8 protein-coding genes and 2 pseudogenes are annotated in these 23,115 nt (G+C 67.3%); 6 read left to right on the top strand and 4 right to left on the bottom strand.

The genetic code is table 11. From position 1 onward, the window contains the following. Positions 1-70 precede the first annotated feature (70 nt). Positions 71-697: a TetR/AcrR family transcriptional regulator gene (locus ACIRRH_RS40670; RefSeq protein ID WP_403078038.1), complete on the top strand. Its 627-nt coding sequence runs from the start codon at positions 71-73 to the stop codon at positions 695-697. A 332-nt stretch (positions 698-1,029) separates the two neighbouring features. On the opposite strand, the gene ACIRRH_RS40665 is transcribed toward ACIRRH_RS40670, so the two are convergent. The 3 genes from ACIRRH_RS40665 to ACIRRH_RS40655 form a co-directional block, all read right to left on the bottom strand. Further along, entirely contained in the window at positions 1,030-2,442 is a 1,413-nt protein-coding gene (locus ACIRRH_RS40665) for an IS4 family transposase (protein WP_403078036.1), read from the bottom strand. Between the two features lie 1,110 nt (positions 2,443-3,552). Beyond that, positions 3,553-4,515 (bottom strand): WD40 repeat domain-containing protein, encoded by a 963-nt coding sequence (locus ACIRRH_RS40660; protein WP_403078033.1) that lies wholly within the window; start codon positions 4,513-4,515, stop codon positions 3,553-3,555. 128 nt (positions 4,516-4,643) lie between these two features. Further along, positions 4,644-11,324, bottom strand: coding sequence for a ricin-type beta-trefoil lectin domain protein (locus ACIRRH_RS40655; RefSeq protein WP_403078031.1), 6,681 nt, complete (start codon positions 11,322-11,324; stop codon positions 4,644-4,646). Between the two features lie 726 nt (positions 11,325-12,050). Here ACIRRH_RS40655 and ACIRRH_RS40650 point away from each other — a divergent pair. Both ACIRRH_RS40650 and ACIRRH_RS40645 read left to right on the top strand, forming a co-directional pair. Next, positions 12,051-16,394 carry a ricin-type beta-trefoil lectin domain protein gene (locus ACIRRH_RS40650; RefSeq protein WP_403078028.1) on the top strand — a complete coding sequence of 1,448 codons (4,344 nt, stop codon included), beginning with the start codon at positions 12,051-12,053 and terminating at the stop codon, positions 16,392-16,394. Positions 16,395-16,686: 292 nt separating this feature from the next. Continuing rightward, positions 16,687-18,021: a helicase-associated domain-containing protein gene (locus tag ACIRRH_RS40645; protein WP_403078026.1), complete on the top strand. Its 1,335-nt coding sequence runs from the start codon at positions 16,687-16,689 to the stop codon at positions 18,019-18,021. Positions 18,022-18,190: 169 nt separating this feature from the next. Here ACIRRH_RS40645 and ACIRRH_RS40640 read toward each other — a convergent pair. Beyond that, positions 18,191-18,331 (bottom strand): annotated as a pseudogene (locus ACIRRH_RS40640) (exodeoxyribonuclease III); the annotation flags it as partial. An 88-nt stretch (positions 18,332-18,419) separates the two neighbouring features. On the opposite strand from ACIRRH_RS40640, the gene ACIRRH_RS40635 reads away from it, so the two are divergent. From ACIRRH_RS40635 to ACIRRH_RS40625, 3 genes and pseudogenes are all read left to right on the top strand, one after another. Then, positions 18,420-19,985: a recombinase family protein gene (locus ACIRRH_RS40635; RefSeq protein ID WP_403078024.1), complete on the top strand. Its 1,566-nt coding sequence runs from the start codon at positions 18,420-18,422 to the stop codon at positions 19,983-19,985. A gap of 260 nt (positions 19,986-20,245) precedes the next feature. After that, positions 20,246-21,011 (top strand): annotated as a pseudogene (locus tag ACIRRH_RS40630) (IS5 family transposase); the annotation flags it as partial. Positions 21,012-21,446: 435 nt separating this feature from the next. Beyond that, the gene (locus tag ACIRRH_RS40625) at positions 21,447-22,838 is read left to right on the top strand and encodes a DEAD/DEAH box helicase (RefSeq protein ID WP_403078022.1); all 1,392 of its coding nucleotides are present in this window, start codon (positions 21,447-21,449) and stop codon (positions 22,836-22,838) included. Positions 22,839-23,115: the final 277 nt, after the last annotated feature.

The following is a 23,115-nucleotide window of genomic DNA, read 5'->3' as shown; positions in this document are numbered from 1 at the left end:
CAATCTTCCTGATTTTGAACTCAATGGTTCAGAAATGCTTCCTGACTGGTTCAGGCACTAGACTGAACCCATGGGTTCAGAAGTGTCAACCGGCGCCAGGCGTACGGGCCGTGGGCGGATCGAGCGACGACAGGCCATCCTGGACGCCGCGTTCACGGTGTTCGCCCGGCGCGGCTACGCGAACACGTGCGTGCAGGAGATCGCCCAGGAGGCGGGTGTCGCGAAGCCGACCGTCTATAACCACCTGCACGACAAGGAGAGCCTCTTCCGCGAGGCCGTCGAGGCCGCCGCCGACCGCATCGCCGCCCAGAGCCTCACCGTCCTCGACCAGCTACGCGTGGCGACCCCCGACGCCGATCCCCGCCCGGCGCTCACCGCCGCCGCGCGCGGGCTGCTGTCCGCGCTGACCTGCGAGGAGGCCGCTTCCGTAGGGCAGTTGGCGGCCTCCCAGCCGGACCGGTTCCAGGACCTGACGGCGAGCGTGCGCGAGCGCACCGCACTCCGCGTGCGCTCCGCGCTCGCGGACCGACTGGCGCGCCTGGCCCTCTCCGGGCAGCTGCGCACCTGCGACCCGGACCAGGCCGCCGAGCACCTGCTGTCACTGCTCACCGGGCCGCTCGACTACCGGCCGGACGCCGACCCCGGCCCGCTGGTGTCCACGGCCGTCGACGTGTTCCTGCGCGCCTACGGCCCCTGACCTCGCCGGGTCGTCGTTGCACAGGCCGACGCGGCGGCACACGGGCAGCCGGTTGGCGCTCGGGCGACGACGGCTCGGGCGGGAGGCGACCCGCGCGGATCCGGAAGGTCGCGCAGTTGCAGCCGGCGAGCCATGACGCTCGGGACTGGGACGACGTACGGCCTGCTGGCGGCGCTGGAACCTCTGACTTGCACGCTGCCGGAGCCGTTCAGAATACTGCCCTGACTCTGGACGATGCCCTACCCACCAGCCGAGCCGCTGTGCGGTGGCTCGAACAGCGGTGGAGCGACGACAGCCCCTTGCCAGGGCCGTTGCAAAGCAATGCCGCGAAGTTACGGCTGCGGCAGTGTTGTCAACGCGTCAGTGGAGGGTTCGCGGAGGTGGACTGTGTAGGTTGCGCGTCTGGATGTTCGACTCTGGCGGAGGGCCTGGACCTGCTTGTAGGAGAACGGCGAGACTGGGCGCTTGACCGCGCGGGGGCTGACACGATCCGCACGCCGTGGCGGCAGGAGCTCTCTGGTCAGCATCTGGTGGAAGGCCTGTTCCGGCGTGCCGGGTGAGGCGTGGTCGGCCGCGATGACGCTGTGGCGTGCGGTGCGGACCGCCACAGTGAGGGAGACACGGTCCGGGTCGACGCCGACGCGGCGGGCACTGTGGTGCGACACTCGTCGCAGGACCTGGTAGACGGTCAGGTAGGCGTAGATCTCCTGCTCGACGCCTTCCGGACGCTGGGAGCGCAGGACTCGGTCCGCGGTCCTCAAGGTCACCTTCAGTCCGAAGAACGCGATCTCTACCTCCCACCGCTGGTGGTAGAGGGCCGCGAGTTGATCGGCGGGATGGCGACGGGGGTCCATGAGCGTGGTCAGCAGGCGGTAGTGCTCGGTTCTGCGGGCACCGTCGCTGGTGGCCACCGTGAGGTCGAACTCGATGACGCGGACCTGGTGCCCGTTGGCGGACCGGTAGCCGCGGCTGTTTCGGTCGGGCAGCACGGAGAGATAGGAGCCGTCCTCCAGCGGGACCAGCCGGGGCAGGATCCGCACTCCCTTGGCCCGCCACAGCAGGTGAGCGCCGGTGTCCCGGGCCTGGCCCCACAGCTCGTAGCCGTCGAAGTTCCGGTCGGCGAGCAGCAGCATGCCCGGGCACAGGCCACCCAGCAGGCGCTGCGCGAGCGTCTTCTCCGCGGTGACGTACGCGCCGAAGGCCACCTCATGGATTGCGCGGCTGCCGCACTCCACCAAGGCGGCGAGCCTGACCAGGGGGAACCCGGAGCGGCCGCGGCGGGCGTGGAGGTAGCCGAAGGCGGCGACGTTGGCCGGGCTGTCCGCTACCTCCAGGTGCAGGCCGTCCCAGGCCATCAGACGCAGTTTGCGCCAGAACGCCCCAGGGGTTGCAGTGGTGGCCACGGGGCCGGACAGTCGGGCGAAGAGTTCGGCCATCGGAGCCGCCCCGAGCCTGGCACGGGCCTGGGACAGAGCCGGCGTGGACGGCATCCTCGCGGTGAGGCCACCGAGCCCTTTGACCAGGCTGGCCCACACCCCGTGGTAGCCGTCGGTGCTGAACAGGGCCATGGCGAGCACGAAGTAGACGACCACTCGGGCCGGCAGCAGACGCACACGGCGTTCGCGCCGGCCCGTCGCTTCGAGCACGTCATCGACGAGACTCGGCGGGATCTTCCGGGTGAGCGCACCGAGATGCCCCGGAGCGTAGACATCAACGGTGGGACAACTGCCAGAATGGGAGGTCAACAGGGCTCCTGCACAGGGAGAGTCGTCTTGGTCGACTTCCTCTCCTAGCAGGAGCCCTGCCTTCTGGGAGCAGCTTCAACGAACTGCTTGACAACACTGCCGCAGCCGTAACTTCGCGGCATTGCTTTGAAACGCCCCTGAGCCCCTTGCGCCGTGCCGCCGCGGCATCGCTGGCGTACTTGGAGACTGTCCGCGGCCTCACCATCAACGAAATTGAACTGCACGGCCAGTCCGTAGGGCCTGACTCTGGGGTAGTGCTGTTTCGTCGATCTGGGGTGGCGATACTTCGATATCCTGCGAGACCGGGTCGCGGATGGCCAGGAATGGTTGGAAGTAATCCGGCCGACACGTGCCAAGCCTCTCCATGCCCTACTGATTACATCGGCGCGATCTCATTCTATTGCCGATGGGGCTGGGTGAAGCGATTACGGCTAACCGGCAGTGACTGCCGCAATGACCAGTTCGGACAGAGGCGGCGTGGAGGCGCTCCGGGGACGCTGAAGCGCTATCATTGGAGGTGTGAGGCAAATCACTCTCGAACTCCCCCTCGTTTGCCGCCTCTCACGCGCCTCTCACGGACTGGGTGTCATGAGGTGTCATTGGGCGTCATGCGTAGTGGACGAGGTAGGCCCTGACTGGGGGTCAAGGGGTCGCAGGTTCAAATCCTGTCGTCCCGACTTGCATAATCGCAGGTCGTAGGCCGTTTCCGCCGTAAGGCGGGAGCGGCCTTGACGCGTTTTCGGGGCCTTGTGAGTGCATTGTGATATCGGGGACCTGGGATGGATCTTCTCGATCTACGGGCGCCACTGTCGGCGCAAGCAATCCACCGGCCGTTCAGACACCGCAACGCGGCAGCAATCTACCGCTGTCTCTCCATCCTCAAGCGGACCGCGGCCGCCAGCCGAGTCTGCTCTCCCACGTGGCCCTCTTGTCGTCGATTAACCCGCTGTCCTATGTGTTGTACTTCGCGATCCACAGTCCCCGGAGCAACTGCCCGGCTGTCAGACGAACGCCCCCACATGACACGATAGATTCCAGCACCCCTGCTTCGAGCCGGGTTTCTCCTGAGGGAAAGCCCGGCACCGTAGGGGAGCAGTGGGAAGATTTAACCTATTTGAAATTGTGGATATAAATATCCCCTTCGAAGGTGCCGGTTGCAATGGCGCAAAACTCATCAGAGCTGCAAGTGGCGGCTGAAATTCCAGTCAAAGAATCATCTTCGAGGGCCCCGGACTCCAGATCCCATTGAGTAATAGTTTCATCATCGATAGAGGTGACAATCCGAACATTGCCGCCATGCTCGAAAAATCCAAGCGACGGCGCCGCAGTTGGTAGCTGAATCGCAGATCCGATCTCCTTGCCGGTCGAGGCGTTCCATCGCCGCAACAGTCCAGAAACCCCCACTGCCGAAATGATTGAATCCCCACGCCTGGGGGTGATTGATGACATTCCGGTAATTGTTGACCCAAGGGCAATCGGATGTGTAAAATTAATTGGACTTCCAGATTCATAATCCCAGCAGAGGATATCTCCGTTATCATCCCCAGAGAAAATCAGATTCTTGCCATTTCGGAGAATTGCAGGTTGCACCGCCTTGACACTCGTTCGGTGTCCTTGGAACGGCTCCCCGATTAGTTCACCACTCGCAGCGTCCCAGCGGCGGATCATGTGATCTTGACAGGCCGCCACGAGCACCGTCCCGCGATCGCGGTCGCTAATAGTTTTGACATCCCAAGCAGCAGATGCCAGCAAATCTGGATGGTCCGGCAGCCGTTCCCCGGTCCTGAGATTCCATCGATATACGCCATCCTCTGTTGCGGCCGCCAAGATCGAGTCTGCGCTTTCGATATGCGCCGAAGCCATACTGAAGGCGCCCACGTCACTGTCTTGGAGAATCTGAATCAGATTTCCATTCCTGGCACTCCAGCAGCGGATGCCGTCACCGCCAGAGCCTTGCGATGAAATGACCATGATTTCTCGTTCGGGAAGCTTGGAGAAGATAATCGGCCAAACTGTTCCCGGGTGAGCGTTAGAGATTTTCAAGCCATTGGGAATAGGCGTAATGTTGGGCAATTTTTCTCCTCGCGTATTTTCTATGAATGCACGCTATAATTTTTTGAGATGATGCGCCATGTAGGCCTTGCGCGGGAGTGCACTCCCGCGCAAGGCCTACATCCTACTCAATATTCACTGAACCCGCATCAACGAGTCCTGCCTCTGTCCCCGCCGGCTCGCAACATGGAAGCCATCGACGAGGCCACCTCCAGCGCGCGTCCAGTCATGTTGTTTACGTTCTTGTACTCCTTGATCGCGTCCTTGCTTAGTAGATTCTTTCCGTATACGCCCAGCCCGCCCTCTTCAATCTTTATCGATGGGTCATTAACGAACTTTGTGAGATTTTCTGCACACTTGGAGCTGCAGGCATACGTGTTCATGATGGCCGAATTGACGCCCTTGATGCGGCCGCCGAGGTCGCGCTGCTGGGCTTTCTCATCGTCCCGAAACCTTCTTGCTGCATTTTCGGCATGGCCCTCTGGGTTGCCCTTCTCGGATTTCGGAGGGCCTATCTGATAGACGGTAACTCCAAGTTCGGTCATCTTTTCAAGCAAAGCTTGATCCGAGACAAGGCCCCCCTGGCTCACAAACGCCACAACCCTTGGAACGACCAAGCCGTTTGAGTTCTCCACCTGAACCTCTGAGAGGATCATGGTAAATCGCACATTGGCGAAGAAGTTCTTCTTCATATATTTTGCATATTCATCCAGAGCTTTATCGTAAGTGGATCCGGTGAGGTCCACCATTTTCTGGGTGAAATTGGCAGGCGGATCGTAGAGTTTTGGCGAGTTGAGCTTTACTACAGGTCGCTCAACCTCTGCATCTGCCTCGGGGGCACTTTTTGGAGTGAGCCTGGTGCGAGATTTGGCAGCCTCCTGAGCTGCCTCTTCTGGCGGCAGCAGCCGAAGGTCCGGATCGTAGAGACCTGACGGGTCAGATCTATTTACTGGATCATTGTGACTGTAAGCGTAACCATTCCATTGCCGAGGGTCGGCTTGGTTGAGAATGGGGTCGGGGTTGATGAAGCGTCCGCTGGTGGGGTCGTACTGGCGGGCGCCGAGGTTGGTGAGGTTGGTGGTGTCGTCCTTGGTGCCGCCAACAAAGCCCTTGGTGCCGAGCCAGGTTCCGGGTGCGGGCTGGTTGCCGCGGGGGTTTCCGAAGGGGTCGCTGGCGCGGCGAGTGGTGGCGGATGCGGTCAGGTCGATACTGGTGGTGCCGGTGCCGTGGTGGTCGGCTGCCTGGACGACGAAGGAACCGGCCGCGGTGCCGGCGCCTTGGCGGACGATGGTGAGGCCGCCGGGGATGGGGTAGTAGCGGGTGCCGGTCTGGGCCTTGGTCGTGGTGTTGACGGTGAGTTCGTCGGCGCCGATCGTGATGGTGTTCTGGCCGGGGTTGCGGCGGATGAGCTGGTTGCCGTCGGCGTCGTAGAGGTAGGTGGTGGTGGTGTTGGGGACGGTCCACTTCTGCCCGGCCGGGACGGTGCTCGCGCAGTCGCCGAGGGCCAGGGCGGTGTTGTTGGTGGTCACGTCGCCGGGGATGGCGAGGCACCGGTTGGAGGCGGGGTTGTGGATGGTGCCGTCGGCTCGGGTGTTCCAGGTCTGTGCTGCGGAGTTGTCGCAGTCCTGGAGTTGGACGGCTGATCCGGTGGTGGTGCCCATGGCCTGGACGCACTTGTCGAGGACGAGGAGCTTGCTGTTGGCGACGGTGTAGAGCTGGCTGGCGCCGTTGCTGCAGGTGGTGATCTGCAGGTTGGTGCCGTTGGCGTTGCTGCCGTCGGCGGTGGTGATGCACTTGCCGCCGTTGCCGGTGATCTGGGCGGGGGCGGTGTAGCTGGCGAGCTTGCCTTCGCTGTTCCAGGTCAGCGCGGAGGTTCCGGTGCCGGAGGTGCCGGTGCGGATGGCTGTGGTGCTGCCTGCCGCGTCGTACTGGGTTGCGCCGTTGGAGGTCGTGGTGGTGCCGGTCTTGACGGTGGATCCGAGTAGGGCGTGGGCGCCGCCGGTGCCGCCGCCGGTGTTGCCGGCGGTGGTCGGTGTGTTGACGGTGCCGGGGGCCGGGAACTGCTGGGTGGTGGTGACGTCCTTGGCAGGGTCGCCGTACTGGTCGTGCTGGATCAGGGAGGTGCGGTTGCCGGTCAGGTCGTAGGTGTACTCCTGCCAGTAGGGGGTGGCGCCGCCGACGGTGGTCTTGGCCGGTGCCTTCGCGCCGCTGGTGGGGGTGGTGTTGGTGCAGGCGCCTTGGTCGAGGGTCTTGTGTTGGAGCGGGTCAGGGGTGGTGATGCCGCCGGTGTCGGTCCAGGCGGTGGTGAGGCGGCCGAGGTAGTCGTAGGTGAAGCACTGACGGTCGGTCGCGCTCGGGTTGTTGTCGGGGATGTTGGTGATCGAGGTGATCGATCCGGTGGGGTTGTAGGTGTAGTTGGTCTGCTGGACCGCGCCGACGGTGGAGATCTGCTTGTCGAGGAACTGGCCGCGGACGCGGCCGGTGGCCTGGTCGTAGTCGGTGGTGGTGACGACCTGGGAGCCCCACGGGTTGACGGTTGAGCGCAGCGGTCGGCCGTAGGCGTCGTACTCGCTCTGGACGTCGTAGGTGGTGGCGCCGGCGTACTTGAACATCTGGCCGTAGTCGTTGTACGAGTACGCCAGTTGGTCCAGGGGGAGTCCGCCGGTGGCGGGGAGGGTGACCAGTTTGGGGTTGCCGGTGATCTGGTCGTAGGTGGTCGAGGTGGCGTAGGTGTAGGTGCCAGAACTGAGGCCGGCCTCGGTTCCGGGGACGGTCAGGGTGGTACCGGTGGGCCGGTAGCCGTTGTCGTAGCCGGTGACGGCGGCGGTATAGGCCTGGCCGCCGTTGGTGCCGCCGACGTAGCGGGTCGACCCGGTGGGCTTGCCCTTCATGACCGTGTCGAAGGTCCACGAGGCGAGCTGCGTGTCGGGGGTGGCCGTGCCTTGGTAGAGGCCGGTCTTCCGCCCGAGCAGGTCGTAGGTGTAGGTGAGGACCTGGCCCTTGGCGTCGGTGGAAGTGGACACGCGGGACGCGTTGTCGTAGGTACGGGTGGTCTTCCCCGTGTCGGGGTCGCTGGCGCTGGTCTGGCGTCCGCGTAGGTCGTAGGTGTAGGCCCAGGTGTTACCCGCCGCATCGGTCATGCCAGCGGTTTGTCCGGCGGGGGTGTAGCTGTAGCGGGTGACGGCCGCGTCGGACGCCTGTCCGGTGGCTATGGTGGTGCGGTACTGCCACGTCTCGGTGGTGCGGCCGCGGGTGTCGGTCAGCGTGGTGCTGGGCCAGGCGCCGTGCGGCGGGGTGACGTCGGTCCGGCCGGTGTCGGGGTAGGCGGTGGTGGTCTGGTTCTGGAGGACGCCCAGGGACCAGAACGCCGAAGTGACTTGCCGGCCGAGGCCGTCGAAGGTCAGGCGTGTTTGGGCCGCGATGGTGCTGTCCGGGGCGCTGACGAGGGTTGTCGAGGGGCCGGAGTCCTTGTTGTACCAGGTGGCGTTGGAGGACCAGGCACGGCCCTGGGAGTCGTACTGCCTGTCCGTGATCAGCCGGCCTGGGTCGCCGGGACCGGCCGGGGTGGACTGGGTTTGGCGGGTGCGGGCGAGGCCGTCGAACAGCATGATCTCCCGTGTGTAGACGGGGGTGTCGCCGTCGGCGGTGAGGGTGGACGTGGTGGTGGTTGACGGGACGCCGGTGGTGTTCGAGACGTTGTAGCTGAACGTCAGGTTGGCGTTCGGCTTGAGTGCCGGGGTCCGGCCGGGCGACCAGACCGCGGAAAGGCGGCCGAGGGCGTCGTAGCTCTCGGTGACCGTCTTGCCGTTGGAGTCCTTGACTGTCAGCGGCAGGGATCGCCGGCTGTCGAAGGTGGTGACGGTGTCCCAAGTGCCGCTCGCGGAGCCGGGAATCGGGGACGACACCGTGACCGTGATGGGCAGTTCACCGGCTGCGGGCGCGGCGTAGGACGTCATGCTCGTGGCACCGTTCGGGTGCTGGGCGTCGGTGCTGTTCGGGTCGGTGACCGAGACGGGCCTGCCGTACAAGTCGAACGCGGCGGTGCTCACGGTCGTGAACACGGGCGAACCGGTGCTGTCGTACCGGTCGAGGACCTGCTTGGCGGTCTGGTCCGCGGTCGCGGCGGCCTGCTGATAGGGCTTGCCGTCGTAGAAGACCCGTTGCCGGGCGGCCGTGTTGGCGGCCGTGGCTGTGGCGGTGCAGGCATCGGCACCGGAGACGGTCAGGGTCTCGGCGATCAGGTCGATCCGCTGGGAGTCGGGCCCGGTGGCGTACTCGGTACGGGTGCACAGGTCCGACAGGCCGTCGGCCTGGTCGAGCGAGGTTTTCGGCCGGTTGCCGTGGCTCTCGTCGCCAGTGGTGGTCGTGGTGGTGGCCCGCCAGGTGTCGTCGGCCTTGCGGGTGCGGCTGGTCGTGCTGTTGACCGTGGCCGGATAGCGGGCGACGAGGTCCGGCAGCCCGTTGCCGCGGGGCTGGGTCGCCGTGGTCCATTCCCGGGTGAAGCTGTTGACGACCTGCGCCATGGCCTTGCCGGTCGTCAGGTCGATGGTTTCGGTCTGCAGCGTCTGGCCGGAGAGCCAGTCGACATCGGTGACGCTGCGGCCGAGGGCGTCGGTGAGGCGTGGGACGGTCCGCTGGGTGCCGTTCTTGAGGACGTCACCGTCCATGCCCTGCCGGTAGGTGGTGACGGTCCGGCTCTTGGGTCCGTCGTTCCCGCTGCCGACCGTGACGGTCACCGTGGCGAACCCGCGGAAGTCATTCCATGTACGGGACTTGGCGTCGGTGAACTGGCTGTCGTCGCGGTGCCAGGCCGCAGGTCCGTAGTCGTAGCTGGTGATCTTGGCGGGCGAGCCGGTGGCGAAGTCGTTCTCGGTAATGGACGCGACGGTGTAGTGGTTGAACCAGTCGAGGATCGGGTCCGAACCGACCTTGGACCCGGGCACGATCCAGCGCACCGGGAAGCAGGCACGGGTGTTGTCGTCCTCGGCCGTAGGCATCACGTGGTTGACGCGGGAGCATTCACGCAGGTTGTAGTCGACGTTGAGGACGCCGCCAGTCTCGTTGCGGATCTGCTGGATGCGCGCCCGGTTCATCCTCGGAGGCGCTGGGACGAGGTCCGATCCGTCGACCCTGTTCGGCAGCATGGCCGGCGTGAACGACACCGCGGGAGTGCTGACGTTGGGAGCGGCGGTCTTTCCGGTGCGCTGCACGGAGTCGAGCCACAGTACCCGCTGGCTGAGGGCGTCCTTGGGGTCGCTGGTGACGTCCTTGGGGTCGGGGAAGGAGTGCTTCAGCTCGTAGGCGTCGACGTCCTGCCAGGCGTTGTTGACCCGGACCTGGGTGGTGATCGATGTCAGTCGCTTGGTCGTGAAGTACGTCGGGCCCGGGATGCTGCAGGTGCCGGTGTCCTTGCACTCCTGGTCCACCGGTACGTCGGGCCAGTTGTTCTGGTTCGCGACGGTGCGGTTCGCCGGATCGCAGGCGGTGCCGGCGGCGAGGCAGCGCTCGCCAGTGGCGAAGACCACCCGCGCGGCGGGCTGGAGCGTCCCCTTCGCCGCGACCTGGTCGCCGAGGCGCTGGCCGTAGTCGATGCGCGCGAGCGTGTTCTCCCGGGTGTACGCCGTCAGCGTGCCGTTGCCGTTGTTCTGACCGCTGCCACGGGAGTAGTAGTTGGTTTCCGGCGTCCAGGTGTAGGTGGTCAGGTTTCCGTGGGCGTCCACGACGTAGTCGAGGGACAGGCGCTGCCACATCTGGCACCACGATGCCTTGCCCTTGGCGGCGTCGTAGCACGGGTCGCCGCTGTTCGGCGCGTACACCGGCACTGTGGAAGCGGACTTGGTGGCGGGGTCGCTCTTGTCGCCGCCGGGCAGGTGGTTGAGCCCGAAGTAGTACACCGTGCCGGAGATGTCGGTGACCTTGGCGTAAGCGCCGTTGTAGGTGCCGTTGCCGTTGGCGGGATCCGCTCCGAATTCGATCCGTGTGCCGTCGTCGTTCTTCAGGCGCCACACACCGGTGGCCTCGTCGGATGAGGCTGCCGTGTTCGAGACGCGCACGAGCGGTCCGACGTGTGAGCCCATGGACAGCGAGGCGTTGAACCCGCCCCAGCACAGGTCGCCGGAGTTGGTGATGCCGTCCTTGTCGCAGGGGGTGTAACTGCGCTCGATGAAACCGGGGTTGAAGTCCCAGCCGTCACCGATCCAGGATGCCTGGGCGTTGGTGGCCGACGTCTTGCCGTCCACCGACGACGAGTTGTAGTCGAGGGAGACCAGGGGCGCCGCGCCGCCGAGCGCCTTCGGGACCTCGATGCCGTAGCTGTAGGTGAGTGCGCCGGAGGAGTCGCCCGCCGCCCAGCCCGAGGAGCTTGACAGGCTGGTCGCCTGGTAGGTTCCGCCGCCCCCGGAAGAGCTCGTCTCCGCCCCGAGGAGAACAGCTCCGGCCCCGGCGGTTGATGCCGTTGCGCTGGAGAACGAGGCCTTGACCGATCCCGCGGCCGTCTGCGTGGGCAGCTCCAGGTCTGTGACCAGACGCTTCGAGGCGGCGTCGTAGGTGGTGGCCACTGGTGTGCGGACCAGACAGGAGGGATCCTGAGGTGCGGTCAGCGCACAGGAGGGCATGGTGACCAGGCGGCCGCGGGAGGCGAAGTCGCCGATCGTTCCGCTGGCCGCGTCCAATGCCGCGACATCGACGGCGACCTTCACCGCCGCCTTCGCCGTACCGTCTCCGCCCGAGGACGGCGTACCGGCGGCGGGAGCGGCGGCGCTCAGGGAAAGCAGAAGGCCGTTGACCTGTGCGGCGTCGGCGGTCTTCGTGTCCGCTTGGGTGACCGTCACCGGTCCTGCGACAGTTCCCTGTTCCGGCGAACTGACCCACACCGGGAGTGTTCCGGCGCGCGAAGCCGTGGTCGTCAGGTCCGCTGTCGCGCTCTTCTGCTCGACGGGAGTCCGGGCCGGTGCGGTGTTCGACGTCGCGGGTACGGGGTAGTGCGGTGCGGTCTCGGTCGGTTTCGGCGCCGCGTCGGCGTTCACTGACGGGGTGCGCGGCAGAGGGGTGTCGGGCGGTGACCACACCCGGGAGAAGTCGGGTTCCGCCGCTATGGCCTGGGAGGCGACTGGCCCGAGCAGTGACGAGGCCACGGCAAGCACCACGGCGCAGGCTATGCGCCTACTCACCGGCAGTGAGTCGTTTCTTCTGCGAACTTGCATCCGGAATCCTTTACTGACACAACGTCATTTAAAGCCTTGGCAAGGGCTGGTGGATTCTATGGGAGGGATCCGAAAATCGATCCCTTCGCATCGAGATTGCATCCATGTGACATGCGTCACGTCGGAAAGTGGGGGTGTCTATGCCGGTCAATGCGGATATTCCGGAAAGAAAAGCGTTGACGCCCAACTGATTCTCTGAGACTGTCCGCCTGGCCTCTGCGCGCTCGGCGCTGAGGGTTCGGACCGGGGAATCGCGTGGGTACTCCAGGTAGAGATATGACTAACCGTCGACTTTCGATCAAGCGGACCGCCAGACCGCGATCCACTCGACTCCGCTTCTCGTCACTAGCGGTATTGCTGGCGCTCACGGTGACGCTGCCCGGCCTGGCGTCGCTCCCGGCCGCAGCCGACTCGGCCGCCGATCCGTGGCAGGCCGTGCAGGAGGCGGTTGCCGCCGGCGACGCCAAGCACTCGGGGGAGTTGCTGGATCCCCGGCCCGCCGAGGAGGCGCTCGCCGAGGCGAAGAAGACCGGCAAGGACGTTCCGGTGCCCTCGTTGACGGACGAGTTCAGCACCACCGTCGCCACCCCGGCCGGCAAACTCCGGCAGGAGCAGCATCTGGACGCACAACGTGTGAAGCGGGCCGACGGATCATGGACGGCGCTGGATGACACGCTGCTCAAGCGTGTCGACGGCACGCTTGCTCCGGCAGCCGCAAGTGAGGATCTGGTCATCTCGGGCGGCGGCAATGGCCCGTTGGCGACGATGACGACCAAGGACGGCAAGCAACTCGCGGTGGGCTCGCCCTTCCTCGGGCCGCTGCCTGTACCGACCGTGACCGGCAACAGTGCGCTGTTCGCCTCGGTGGCACCCGACACGGACCTTAAGGTCACGGCGACCAGGTTCGGCGGCTACAGCACCGTACTGATCCTTCACACCCCCGCGGCGGCGGCCAACCCCGCTGTTCGATCGCTGCAATTCCCCGCCACCGCCAAGGGGGTGGACCTGTCCACGAACGCGGACGGAAGCCTGAAGGCGGTCAGCGAAGGCAAGGAGGTGTTCACCGCCCCGAAGCCCCAGATGTGGTCCGCCACAGCCCCGGCAACCGGCTCGACGGACGTCGCGCCGACGGCTGCGGCCACCGCCACGAAGGCGTCGTTCGCCACCCGGGCTTCGGAGCCGTCGTCGAGTCCGTCACTGCCGCCGCCCGCGCGCAGCGACGCCGCTGGTCCGACGCGTCAGGACCCGGAGGCGCCGAGTACCGCGGACGGCCCGGGAGCCAAAGCCACGGTCGCGAACATCCCCGTCGCCACTGGCACGGACACGAACGGCAACAACAGCATCCGGTTGTCGCCCACCCCCGAACTGCTGGACGGCTCGAACACCAGCTACCCGATCTACGTCGACCCGTCCTGGTCGAACGACGCCCGGGGCAGGAGCCACTTCGCATGGGTCCAGTCCGCCTACTCGGGCGGAAACTACGACAAGACCGGCCCGGCCGACCGTGACCATCCCGGCGTCGGCTACCAGGGGTGGGAGACCACCAAGGGCGTCGAGCGGGCGCTGTACGAGTTCAACCTGAACGGCTACCTGCCCAACACCGCCATCAACTACGCCAACCTGCGCGTCTGGCAGTACGTCTCCGCCGACCACTCGTGCGACAACAAGTACCCGGTGAACGTCTACCGGGCCGGAGCCTTCGACGGCAGCATCTCCTGGAACAGCCACCGCACCTACGAGTGGCTCGACGGCAAGGACATCCCTGGAAACGGGACCCTCGACGCCTGCAAGGCGGACATCCCCCTCGACTTCAACGTCACCGGCGCGATGCGAAACGCTCTCGCCGACATCGGCACGCCCCTGGCGCTCGCCCTGGTCGGCCAGGAGGGCACTGGCGACAGGATGGGATTCAAGCGCTTCGCCTACGACGCGGTCCTGTCCACCGAGTACGACCACGTCCCGCTGCAGCCGGGCGACCCGCGTACGTCTCCGGCGGCCCGCAGCGTCACCCGTGGTGAGGGTGAGAGTTGCGGCGGCGCGCCGGTCTCCTTGCTGCGCTGGATCACCGATACGACCGTCAACCTCACCTCGGTGGTGAGCAGTTACAACCAGTCCCAGCTCACCGAGTACGTCAACATCTGGGACGACTCCTCCCCGGGGTCTCCGAGCGTCAACAACGGCTGGTCGGGCTTCGTGCCCAACGGCAGCCGCGCCTCGTATACCGTCCCCCGCTTCACCCTCCAGGACGGCCACGTCTACGGCTGGGCCACCCAGGGCGACGACGGCCTGATCCGCGGACCCGCGACCGCCGCCTGCCACTTCGCCGTCGACACCACCCCGCCGGTCGCCGCGTTCGGAACGTTCACCAACCCGGACACCCAGTTCCCGCCGTCGGGCAACGGCCAGACCACCAACCTGCGCCTCGGCCAGGAGGGCTCGATCCCCTTCACGGCCTACGACCCCAACCCCTCCGGCCTGCTGGCCTCGGGCGTGGTCTGCGTCCGCTACGGCTACGACCCGCAGCTCGCCACCTACACCCAGAACTGCGCCGGGGCCGGCAGCACCCTGAACCTCACCGAGATCAGGACCAAGCCCACCCACTGGGGCACCAACATCCTGTACGCCCAGGTCTTCGACGACGCCGGCAACGCCTCGCAGACGACGTCGTACTCCTTCTACGTCCCCTGGGCCCCCGGACCGGTCGCCTTCGGCGACACCACCGGCGACGCCAACCCCGACATCCTCGTCCCGGACAACGCGGGCAACCTGATCACCCACGGCCGTGCCACCGACCCCGGCAACACCGACGTGCCGCCCACCGGCACCGCTGCCGCCGCCAACCAGGCACCCGAGGGGGGCCGGACGTGGAAGGACTACCACGTCACCCACCGCGGCTCCCTGGACCCGGGCCTGAACACCGACGACCTGTTCGTCCACCGGGACGGAGGCAGTGCCCTCCACTACTACGCCAACAAGCTCTCCGACCCCGGCCGCTTCACCCTCAAACTGAAGGGGACCCTAGACCGGCCGAACTGCGAGGGCGGCGACACTGCCTGTCCCGGCTACCACCAGGACGAGGACTGGCGCTACACCACCCAGATCACCCCGATCGGCTCGGCCACCGACACCCGCACCCCCAACCGCGAGGTCAAGAACGCCACCGGCATCCTCGCCGTCGAATCCGGCAACCTCTGGTACTATCCGGCCAACTCCAACCACACCCTGCGCGCGCCCACTCTCGTCGCCGCAGGCGGCTGGGACACCCTCGACCTGATGGTTCCCGGCAACACCCTGGCCGTCGACCCGGCCAGCACCACCCCGGTCACCCCGGCCCTGTGGGCACGAGCCCGAACCACCGCAGGCGGCCGGACCGCCGGAGACATCCTCCAGTACGCCCTCACCACCCAGACCCGCACCGACGGCCTCGGCGAGTACACCACCGTCACCGCCGTCGCCCCGGCGAACGCCTACCGCATCGGCACCGACATCACGACCGGCGCCTACCCGACGGTCGGCGCCGACGGCGATGTCACCGGCGACGGGGTTCCCGACCTGTGGGCCCTCGACAGCACCGGCAAGCTCCATGCCTGGCCCGGATCGCTCACCGGCAAGACGGTCACCGGGCTCGGCGCCGACCACTACCGCGGCAACACCCAGGCCCCGGCCGCCCAGTGGAAGCTCCAGGGTGACACCACCGCCGTCAGCGCCGACCCGGCCATCACGTACAACGCGACCGCCGGCGACCTCGCCTTCGTCGACGACACCGTCGACGGCCGCGCCACGAAGGTCGCCGCCTTCAACGGCTCGACCTCGGCCATGACCACCGACAAGCCGGTCGTCGACACCCGCAAGAGCTTCACCATCAGCACCTGGGCCAAGTCCAACGCCGGCGGCCAGATCGTCGCCAGCCAGAACACCACCCGCGCCAGCAGCTTCATCCTCTGGAGCGAAGGCACCGGAGGCGCCTGGCGCTTCGCCCTCGCACACGCCGACGACAACAGCTGGCCCTACGAGTACACCAGCGTCACCAACAGCGCGGCCCTGGTCCAGACCGGCGTCTGGACCCGCCTGACCGCAAGCTACAACGCCGACACCGGCCAGATGAGCCTCTACGTCAACGGCACCCTCGCCGGCAGTGCCTACCACAACGCGGCCACCAGCCCCGCCTCCAGCGGCGGCTTGGTCCTCGGCCGCTACCAGTACCAGGGCCAGCCGACCACCAGCTTCAACGGCAGCATCAGCAACTTCGCCTTCTACAACATCGGCGTCAACCCGACTGCTGCGAGCACGGCCATCCGCCACGCCGCCAGCTACAACTGCCTCGACGTCCCCGGCAACGACACCAGCCAGGGCCTCGCGATCTGGCCCTGCAACAACGGCCCCGCCCAGAGCCTGACGGTCAACTCCGCCAACGGCACCGTCAGCCTGCGCGGCATGTGCCTCGACATCAGCGGGGGCAGCACCGCCAACGGCGCCGCCGTCGGCCTCTGGAGCTGCGTCACCGGCGCCTGGAACCAGGTCTGGCTTCCCCGCGCTGACGGCAGCCTCTACAACCCCGTCTCCAACCACTGCCTCGACCTGCCCAACAACGACACCACCCCCGGCAACCGACTCGCCGCCGTCACCTGCAACGGCACACCCGCGCAGACCTGGAGCTTCCCCGCTCTCAAGACCCCGCCCCTGCCCGTCAACCCCTAATCTGCAGGAACCACCCCCGGGGCCCACGACGAACCAGCGTCGTGGGCCCCGGTGCATGGCAGAGGACCGGCGACCCCTACCCGCCTGCCCACCTATCGCCGGCGCAACTTCTGACTTCCACCCATTGCCCGCACATTTGCCAGCCGACCAGACCGACCGGACTGACCCACCAGCGTGGCAACGGAGAGGTGAGGCGATTCAACGGGCCCGTGCAGTCAAAACAGACCGCTTCGCCCTGGCGGAACCCGCAGCTCCTGGCGGACCGTGTTGGGCCGACTTCGCCATCGGCACCGTGCGCGCGATCAGAGCGGTGGCACTGCCGTGCGGGATGGTCCGCGCCACCGAACACGAGGCGCAGGCCAATCTGGCCGCCGTGCTTCAGCTCTGCGCGACGGGCAAGCTCCGTTGCAGCGAGAAGACCCGCAGGCCCAGCGCGGCCACCGTCGCCGCGATCACCGAAGTCCTCGACGGCGGCGACTTTTACGAACACGAGGCCATCGCCGCCTTCGCCTGGCCGCTGCTGCTTCAGGCCGGTGGCCTGGCCACCCTGGCTACCAGCAGGCTCACACTGACCCCGCGCGGCCGCACCGTACTTGCCAAGCCCGCACACGAGACCATCGCCGCCCTGTGGCAGCGCTGGCTGAAGAACACCCTGCTGGACGAGTTCTCCCGGATCGAGGAGATCAAGGGTCAGCGCGCCGCCAACGTCCTCACCGCCGCCCGACCGCGCCGCGAGCTCGTCGGCCAGGCACTTGCCACCCGCACCACCGGCCAATGGATCACGGTGGACGATCTGTTCGGGCAGATGCGCCGAGCCGGGCAGGACCCCGTCATCGCGCGAACCGAACGCGCCCTGTGGAAGCTGTACCTGGAAGACCCCCAGTATGGCAGCCTCGGCTACGACGGCCACCACGACTGGCCGCTGCTCGAGGGTCGCTACACCCTCGCGGTGCTGTTCGAATACGCGGCCGTCCTCGGCCTGATCGACATCGACTACATCCCGCCCGCCGGAGCCCGCACCGACTACCAGCACAACTGGGGCGGCGACTACCTCGACCAACTCAGCCGTTACGACGGCCTGCTCGCCGTACGCCTCAACCCACTCGGCGCCTACACCACCGGCCAGAGCGCCACCTACGACCCCAGCCCCAAGCCCCAGCTGGCAACCCCGCTCGGCCAGGTCACCGTCCTGCCCAACCACGACATCGCCGCCCTCGACGGACTTACCTCCGCCGACGCGCTACTCCTGGACGCCTTCGCCGATAAGACCGGCGACCGCGTCTGGAGCCTCACTCACCGCTCCCTGCTCCGAGCCGTCGACGCCGGACGCGACCTCACCGAGCTACGCCGCTACCTGGAGTCGGCAAGCCGGCATCCGCTGCCGCAGACCGTCACGACGCTGCTGGATGATGCGGCTCGCCGCCTCGGCCAAGTCCGTGACACCGGCCCGGTCCACCTGATCGAATGCGCGGACCCCGCGGTGGCGGCCCTCCTGGCCGGGGACCGACGCCTGCGCACCGTCGCGACCCGGCTGGGGGAGCGCCACTTCGCCGTCCCCGTCGACCGGCTCGCTGCCTTCCGCAAGGCTGCCCTCGCCCAGGGGTACCCGCTGGACCAGGTTCGATGACCACCGGACGCCACTCGCCGAAGCAACAGCCCCGAACCAGCGCGCCGGCGATGAAGCGAAGCCCGACCCAGAAGGAGGTGCTGGGGGTCAAGGGGTTCAATCGACCGTCGACCGCCCCGCGTCGCCATGGCTCGGCGACGGCCGCTGATCAAGTGTATTTGCCTATGGGTCAGTCATGGCCGAAGTCGAACTTGACGGTGACTGGCGCGTGGTCGCTCCACCGTTCGGCGTGTGAGGCGGCTCGTTCGACGTAAGCCTCGATGGCCCTGTCGGCGAGGCCTTTTGTACAAACACTTAGGTCTACTCTCCAGCGGAACGACGCGTTTTCTAAAAGAGTCCACCCGTTCGAGTGCAGGTTGTTCGAGGGTGTCCGCTGGCCTGGGCGGTAGGGGAGGCCCATGGGCATCATGACGGTTTCGGCGCCGGTTCGGGCGGTGGTGGGTTCGCGTGTCTCGGACACGCACGGGGACGAGGGCAAGGTCTCGCACCTGGTGCAGGCGGAGTCGGCGACGCGTCATGCGGTCTCGAAGGAGTGGGAGATCGTCGGGTCCTTCGAGGACCTGGACGTCTCCGCGGAGATCACGCCGTGGAAGCGCCCGGACCTTGGGCCGTGGCTGACCGAGCGGCAGGGCGAGTGGGACGCGTTGGTGTGGGCCAAGGTCGACCGGGCATTCCGCTCGGCCAAGGACTGCGCGGACCTCGCCCACTGGGCGGAGGAGAACCACAAGGTCCTGGTGTTCACCGACGATGGGATCACCTTGGACTACCGTGCGGGCCGTGAGTCGTCGTTCGGGAACGAGTTGGCGAAGGTGTTCCTGATGCTGGCGTCGATTTTTGCGGAGATGGAGCTCAAGCGGATCAAGGCCCGCGTCACGGCCGCGCACAGGCACCTGCGCAAGACGGACCGCTGGGCGGGTGGGCAGCCGCCGTACGGGTACCGGATTGTCGACCGGCCGGGCGGTGGGCGCACCCTGGAGCCGGACCCGGTCACCTCCGAGGCCGTCCGGTTCATGGGCAGGCTCCTACTGGAGGGGCAGAGTCAGTGGATGATCGCCACTGCCCTGGAAGCCGCTGGCTTCGACACCCCGTCGATGCACGCGTTCAAGAACCAGGGCGAGTCGTACTCGAGCAAGCGCAAGACTGCTCCGTCGAACCACTGGAACCCGACCAGCGTGGGGAAGATCCTGCGTTCGCCGGCGACGATGGGTCTGAAGCTGACCGGCCGCTCCGTGAAGGCGCGCAAGATCGCCCGCGACGCCAAGGGTCTGCCGATCCGGATGGCCAAGCCTCTGTTCGCGGAGGAGGAGTGGGCTGCGGTCCAGGCGGTGATGGACGAGCGCTCGGTGACGAAGGAGCGCTCGAACGGGGCCTCGCCCTGGCTCGGCGTTGCGCTGTGCGACCGCTGCGGCGATCGGTTCTACCGGCAGGTGAACCTCGCGAAGAACGGCAAGGTGTACGAGTACTACCGGTGCGCGAAGACGGCCGGCAAACCGGCCTGCAAGGGCCAGTCGGTTAAGGGGGAGCGCGTCACTGCCGCGATCGCGGCTCTGGTCGAGCGCCTGGCCGGCCTCGCGATGACGGTGCGCAGGTTCATCCCCGGAGAGGACCACACCGAGCAGCTCAACCACGTCACGGCGGCGATGAAGGATCTCCGGGAGGAGAAGCGCCGCAACCTGTTCGACTACCCCGGCGGCGACGACGAGTACTCCGAAGCCCTCGAAGTCCTCGTCGACGAACGCCGCCGCCTCGCCGCCCTCCCGCAGCGCCCCTCCGCCTGGGTGGAGGTCGAGACCGGCCAGACCTTCGCGGATGCCTGGGCCCAGGCCGACCAGGAGAACCGCCGCCAGCTCCTCCTCGGCCTCAAGGCCCGCCTCTACATGACACCGAGCATCGAGGGCTGGCACCTACCCGCCGAACTCCAAGCACGAGTGCCGGAGCTGGAGCGTGTCGGCACCTCGGCGTAGGTCGGGTGACCCGGACCCTGATGGACTCGAACGTCCGTGCAGGTGGAGCGGACGAATTGGCTCGCTGGCATCCGGGCGGTTGGTGGGGGAGGCGCGAACTCCTTACCACAGCTGCGGTATTCGCTTCCGTTGTGCCACTCGGCGGGTCCATCGTTGTGAGAGGACGTTAAGTCCGTTTCTGGATGATCTGGTGTCGCCTGTTCGTGTGTATGGAGTCGTTCAGGCTGACTCATGTGTCGTGTGCATGATGCTGTTGGGGCATGGAACGGATGCCGTACTCAACGGACTTGTCCGACGGGCAGTGGGCCTTGATCGAGCCGCTGGTCACCGCCTGGAAGCAGGAGCGGGTCGCGCTCGGCGACCGGGGACCCGGGCTCCTGCGACCTGCGCGAGGTCGTGAACGCGCTGCTGTACCAGAACCGGACGGGCTGCCAGTGGCGGCTCCTGCCGCACGACTTTCCGGCCTGGTCGGCGGTGTTCTAATACTTCAGCCTGTGGCGCCAGGATGGCCTTGACCAGCGGATCCAGGAGATCCTGCGCTGCCAGGTGCGGGAGCGGGCCAGACGATTAGAGGACCCGTCCCTGGTGATCATTGACACCCAGTCCGTGCGCGTGGCGGCCGGGGTGCCGGAGGAGACGACGGGACTGGATGCGAACAAGAAGACGCCTGGCAGGAAGCGGGGACTGGCCGTCGATGTGCTGGGCCTGATCATCGGTGTGGTGGTCCTGGCCGCGAGTGCGCACGACAACGAGGCCGGCATCGCCCTGCTGGACCAGGCAGCCGAACGATGCGGGATGCGCCTGGAAAAGGTCCTGGTCGACCAGGGCTTCAAGGACGCCGTAATCATCCACGGGGCGGTGAAGGACATCACCGTCGAGGTGGTCCGTCGCAACCCTGACGCCCAGGGCAAGGGCTTCGTTCCGCAACCGAAGCGGTGGGTGGTCGAGCAGGTCAACGGCACCCTCATGCTCCACCGGCGCCTCGCCCGTGACTACGACCACCGGCTGGACAACGCCGCCTCTCGGTCATCGCGCCATGGCGCATCCCTCCGGCCGTTCAGGGCCTTGGCTCCGCCACCGGCGGCCATCCCCACGCGAGACGCACAGCGTCGCGTCCGGATCGGCGCCCTGCCGTGACACCTCACGGTTCGAGGTTCCTCGCTCCCGCCCTGCGTGGTGAGCGCCGACCGTAGGTGAGGTGCGGCACGGTTCTGCCGTGCATGCTCCGCCCGTCACTTTCGGCCCGTTCCCTTGCGGTCTCCGCTGGCGCCCCGCGCCACGGAACCTTCCACGTGACGTGCCGCCCCGAGGAAGGTTTCCCCGTATGAGCCGCTCCAGTCGCTCCTCGTACCAGAACGCCAATCCCGCTCCGCGGCAGGCTCCCGCTCCGGTGGCAGCTCCTTCTACGGCGCCCGGCCCGCCGGAGGCCGACGGACCTCCGATCGGGGCGCCGGCCAAGGCATGTCTGCGCAGGGCGAGTTCGCGATGCCGGTGAGCACCACCCCGGCACTGCCGGCCGTCGAGTCCTTCGATGAGCTGGACATGCCGAAGGCGCTGCTGTCGGTGCTGACCCGCCAGGGCGTCACCGCGCCGTTCCCGATCCAGGCCGCAACGCTGCCGAACTCGCTGGCCGGCCGCGACCTCCTCGGACGAGGCCGCACCGGCTCCGGCAAAACCATCGCGTTCGGCCTCGCCGTGCTGGCCCGCACCGCCGGGCAGCGGGCCGAGCCGCGTTACCCGCTGGCCCTGGTGCTGGTCCCCACCCGCGAGCTCGCGCAGCAGGTCACCGAGGCCCTCACCCCCTACGCCCACGCGCTGCGACTGAGGATGGCGACCGCGGTGGGCGGGACGTCGATGAGTCGCCAGGCATGGCTGCCGAACCGCGGGGCGGAGGTCGTGGTGGCCACGCCGGGCCGGCTGAAAGACCTGATCCAGCGTGGTGACTGCCGGCTGGACAGGGTCGGCATCACGGTGCTCGACGAGGCCGACCAGATGGCCGACATGGGCTTCCTGCCGCAGGTCACCGAGCTCCTCGACCAGGTCGCCGAAGGCGGCCAGACCATGCTGTTCTCCGCCACCCTGGACCGCAACGTCGACCGCCTGGTGCGGCGCTTCCTCAAGGACCCGGTCACCCACTCGGTGGACCCGTCCGCGGGAGCGGTCAGCACCATGGAGCACCACGTGCTGCACGTGCAGAACTTCGACAAGAACGCCACGATCGCCCACATCGCGTCCCGCGACGGCAGGGTGATCATGTTCATCGACACCAAGCACGGCGCGGACCGCCTGGTGGAGGACCTGCTCGCAAATGGCGTGAAGGCCGCGGCCCTGCACGGCGGCAAGTCCCAGCCGCAGCGCACCCGCACCCTGGAGCAGTTTCGCACCGGCGAGGTGACCGCGTTGATCGCGACCAACGTCGCCGCCCGCGGCATCCACGTCGACGGGCTCGACCTGGTCGTCAACGTGGACCCGCCGATCGACCACAAGGACTACCTCCACCGGGGCGGCCGCACCGCACGGGCCGGCGAGTCCGGCACCGTCGTCACGCTGGTGCTGCCCAACCAGCGCCGCGCGATGGCCCGCATGATGACAACGGCCGCCATCGCCCCCGTCACCACCAGGGTCAGCGCCGGCGGCGAGGACCTGGCCCGTATCACCGGCGCCCGCGTGCCCACCGGCATCCCCGCCGTGATCCCCGACCCCGTCGTCGAGCGGCCGCGCCGCAGCCCGTCCACGAGTCGCGGCCGCCGCCCCGCCTACGCCGCCGCCGGCACCCGGGCCGCCACCGGCCGCGACGACCAGGGCCCCTCCGGCCGCCGCCGGACGCCCAGGCGCGCCGCCCGCGTCGCGTAGCACCGCCGGGCCCGGCTCGCGGTGCGAACCGGGCCCGCACAGTTCGCCGCAGACGCCACCTGGTCGTCACGCAGCCCGATCCCGAGCTTGTGGAGCGGTCCGGCCGTCATGCCGGTCAACATCATCGCCTCCTACTTGCTCACGGCCCTCCTTCCGGCACCGCGTCGACTCGAGCAGCAGCTCCCGCTTCAGCGGGCACCCGACGGTGCATAGGACCGACGGGCTTACCGCTGGGACGTGCGGACGGCCGCCCATCTCATCGGGAGAGGTTGCTCGG

This window comes from Kitasatospora sp. NPDC101235, from assembly GCF_044767505.1.
GTDB lineage: Bacteria > Actinomycetota > Actinomycetes > Streptomycetales > Streptomycetaceae > Kitasatospora.
Note: the sequence above shows the minus strand (reverse complement) of the source record. Positions and strands in the feature narration are given on the sequence as shown.

What these genes read in the sequence shown, in the direction of transcription:
- ACIRRH_RS40670 (WP_403078038.1), top strand. Translation starts at nt 71, where the DNA reads ATGGGTTCAGAAGTGTCAACCGGCGCCAGGCGTACGGGCCGTGGGCGG.
- ACIRRH_RS40635 (WP_403078024.1), top strand. Translation starts at nt 18,420, where the DNA reads ATGGGCATCATGACGGTTTCGGCGCCGGTTCGGGCGGTGGTGGGTTCG.
- ACIRRH_RS40625 (WP_403078022.1), top strand. Translation starts at nt 21,447, where the DNA reads ATGTCTGCGCAGGGCGAGTTCGCGATGCCGGTGAGCACCACCCCGGCA.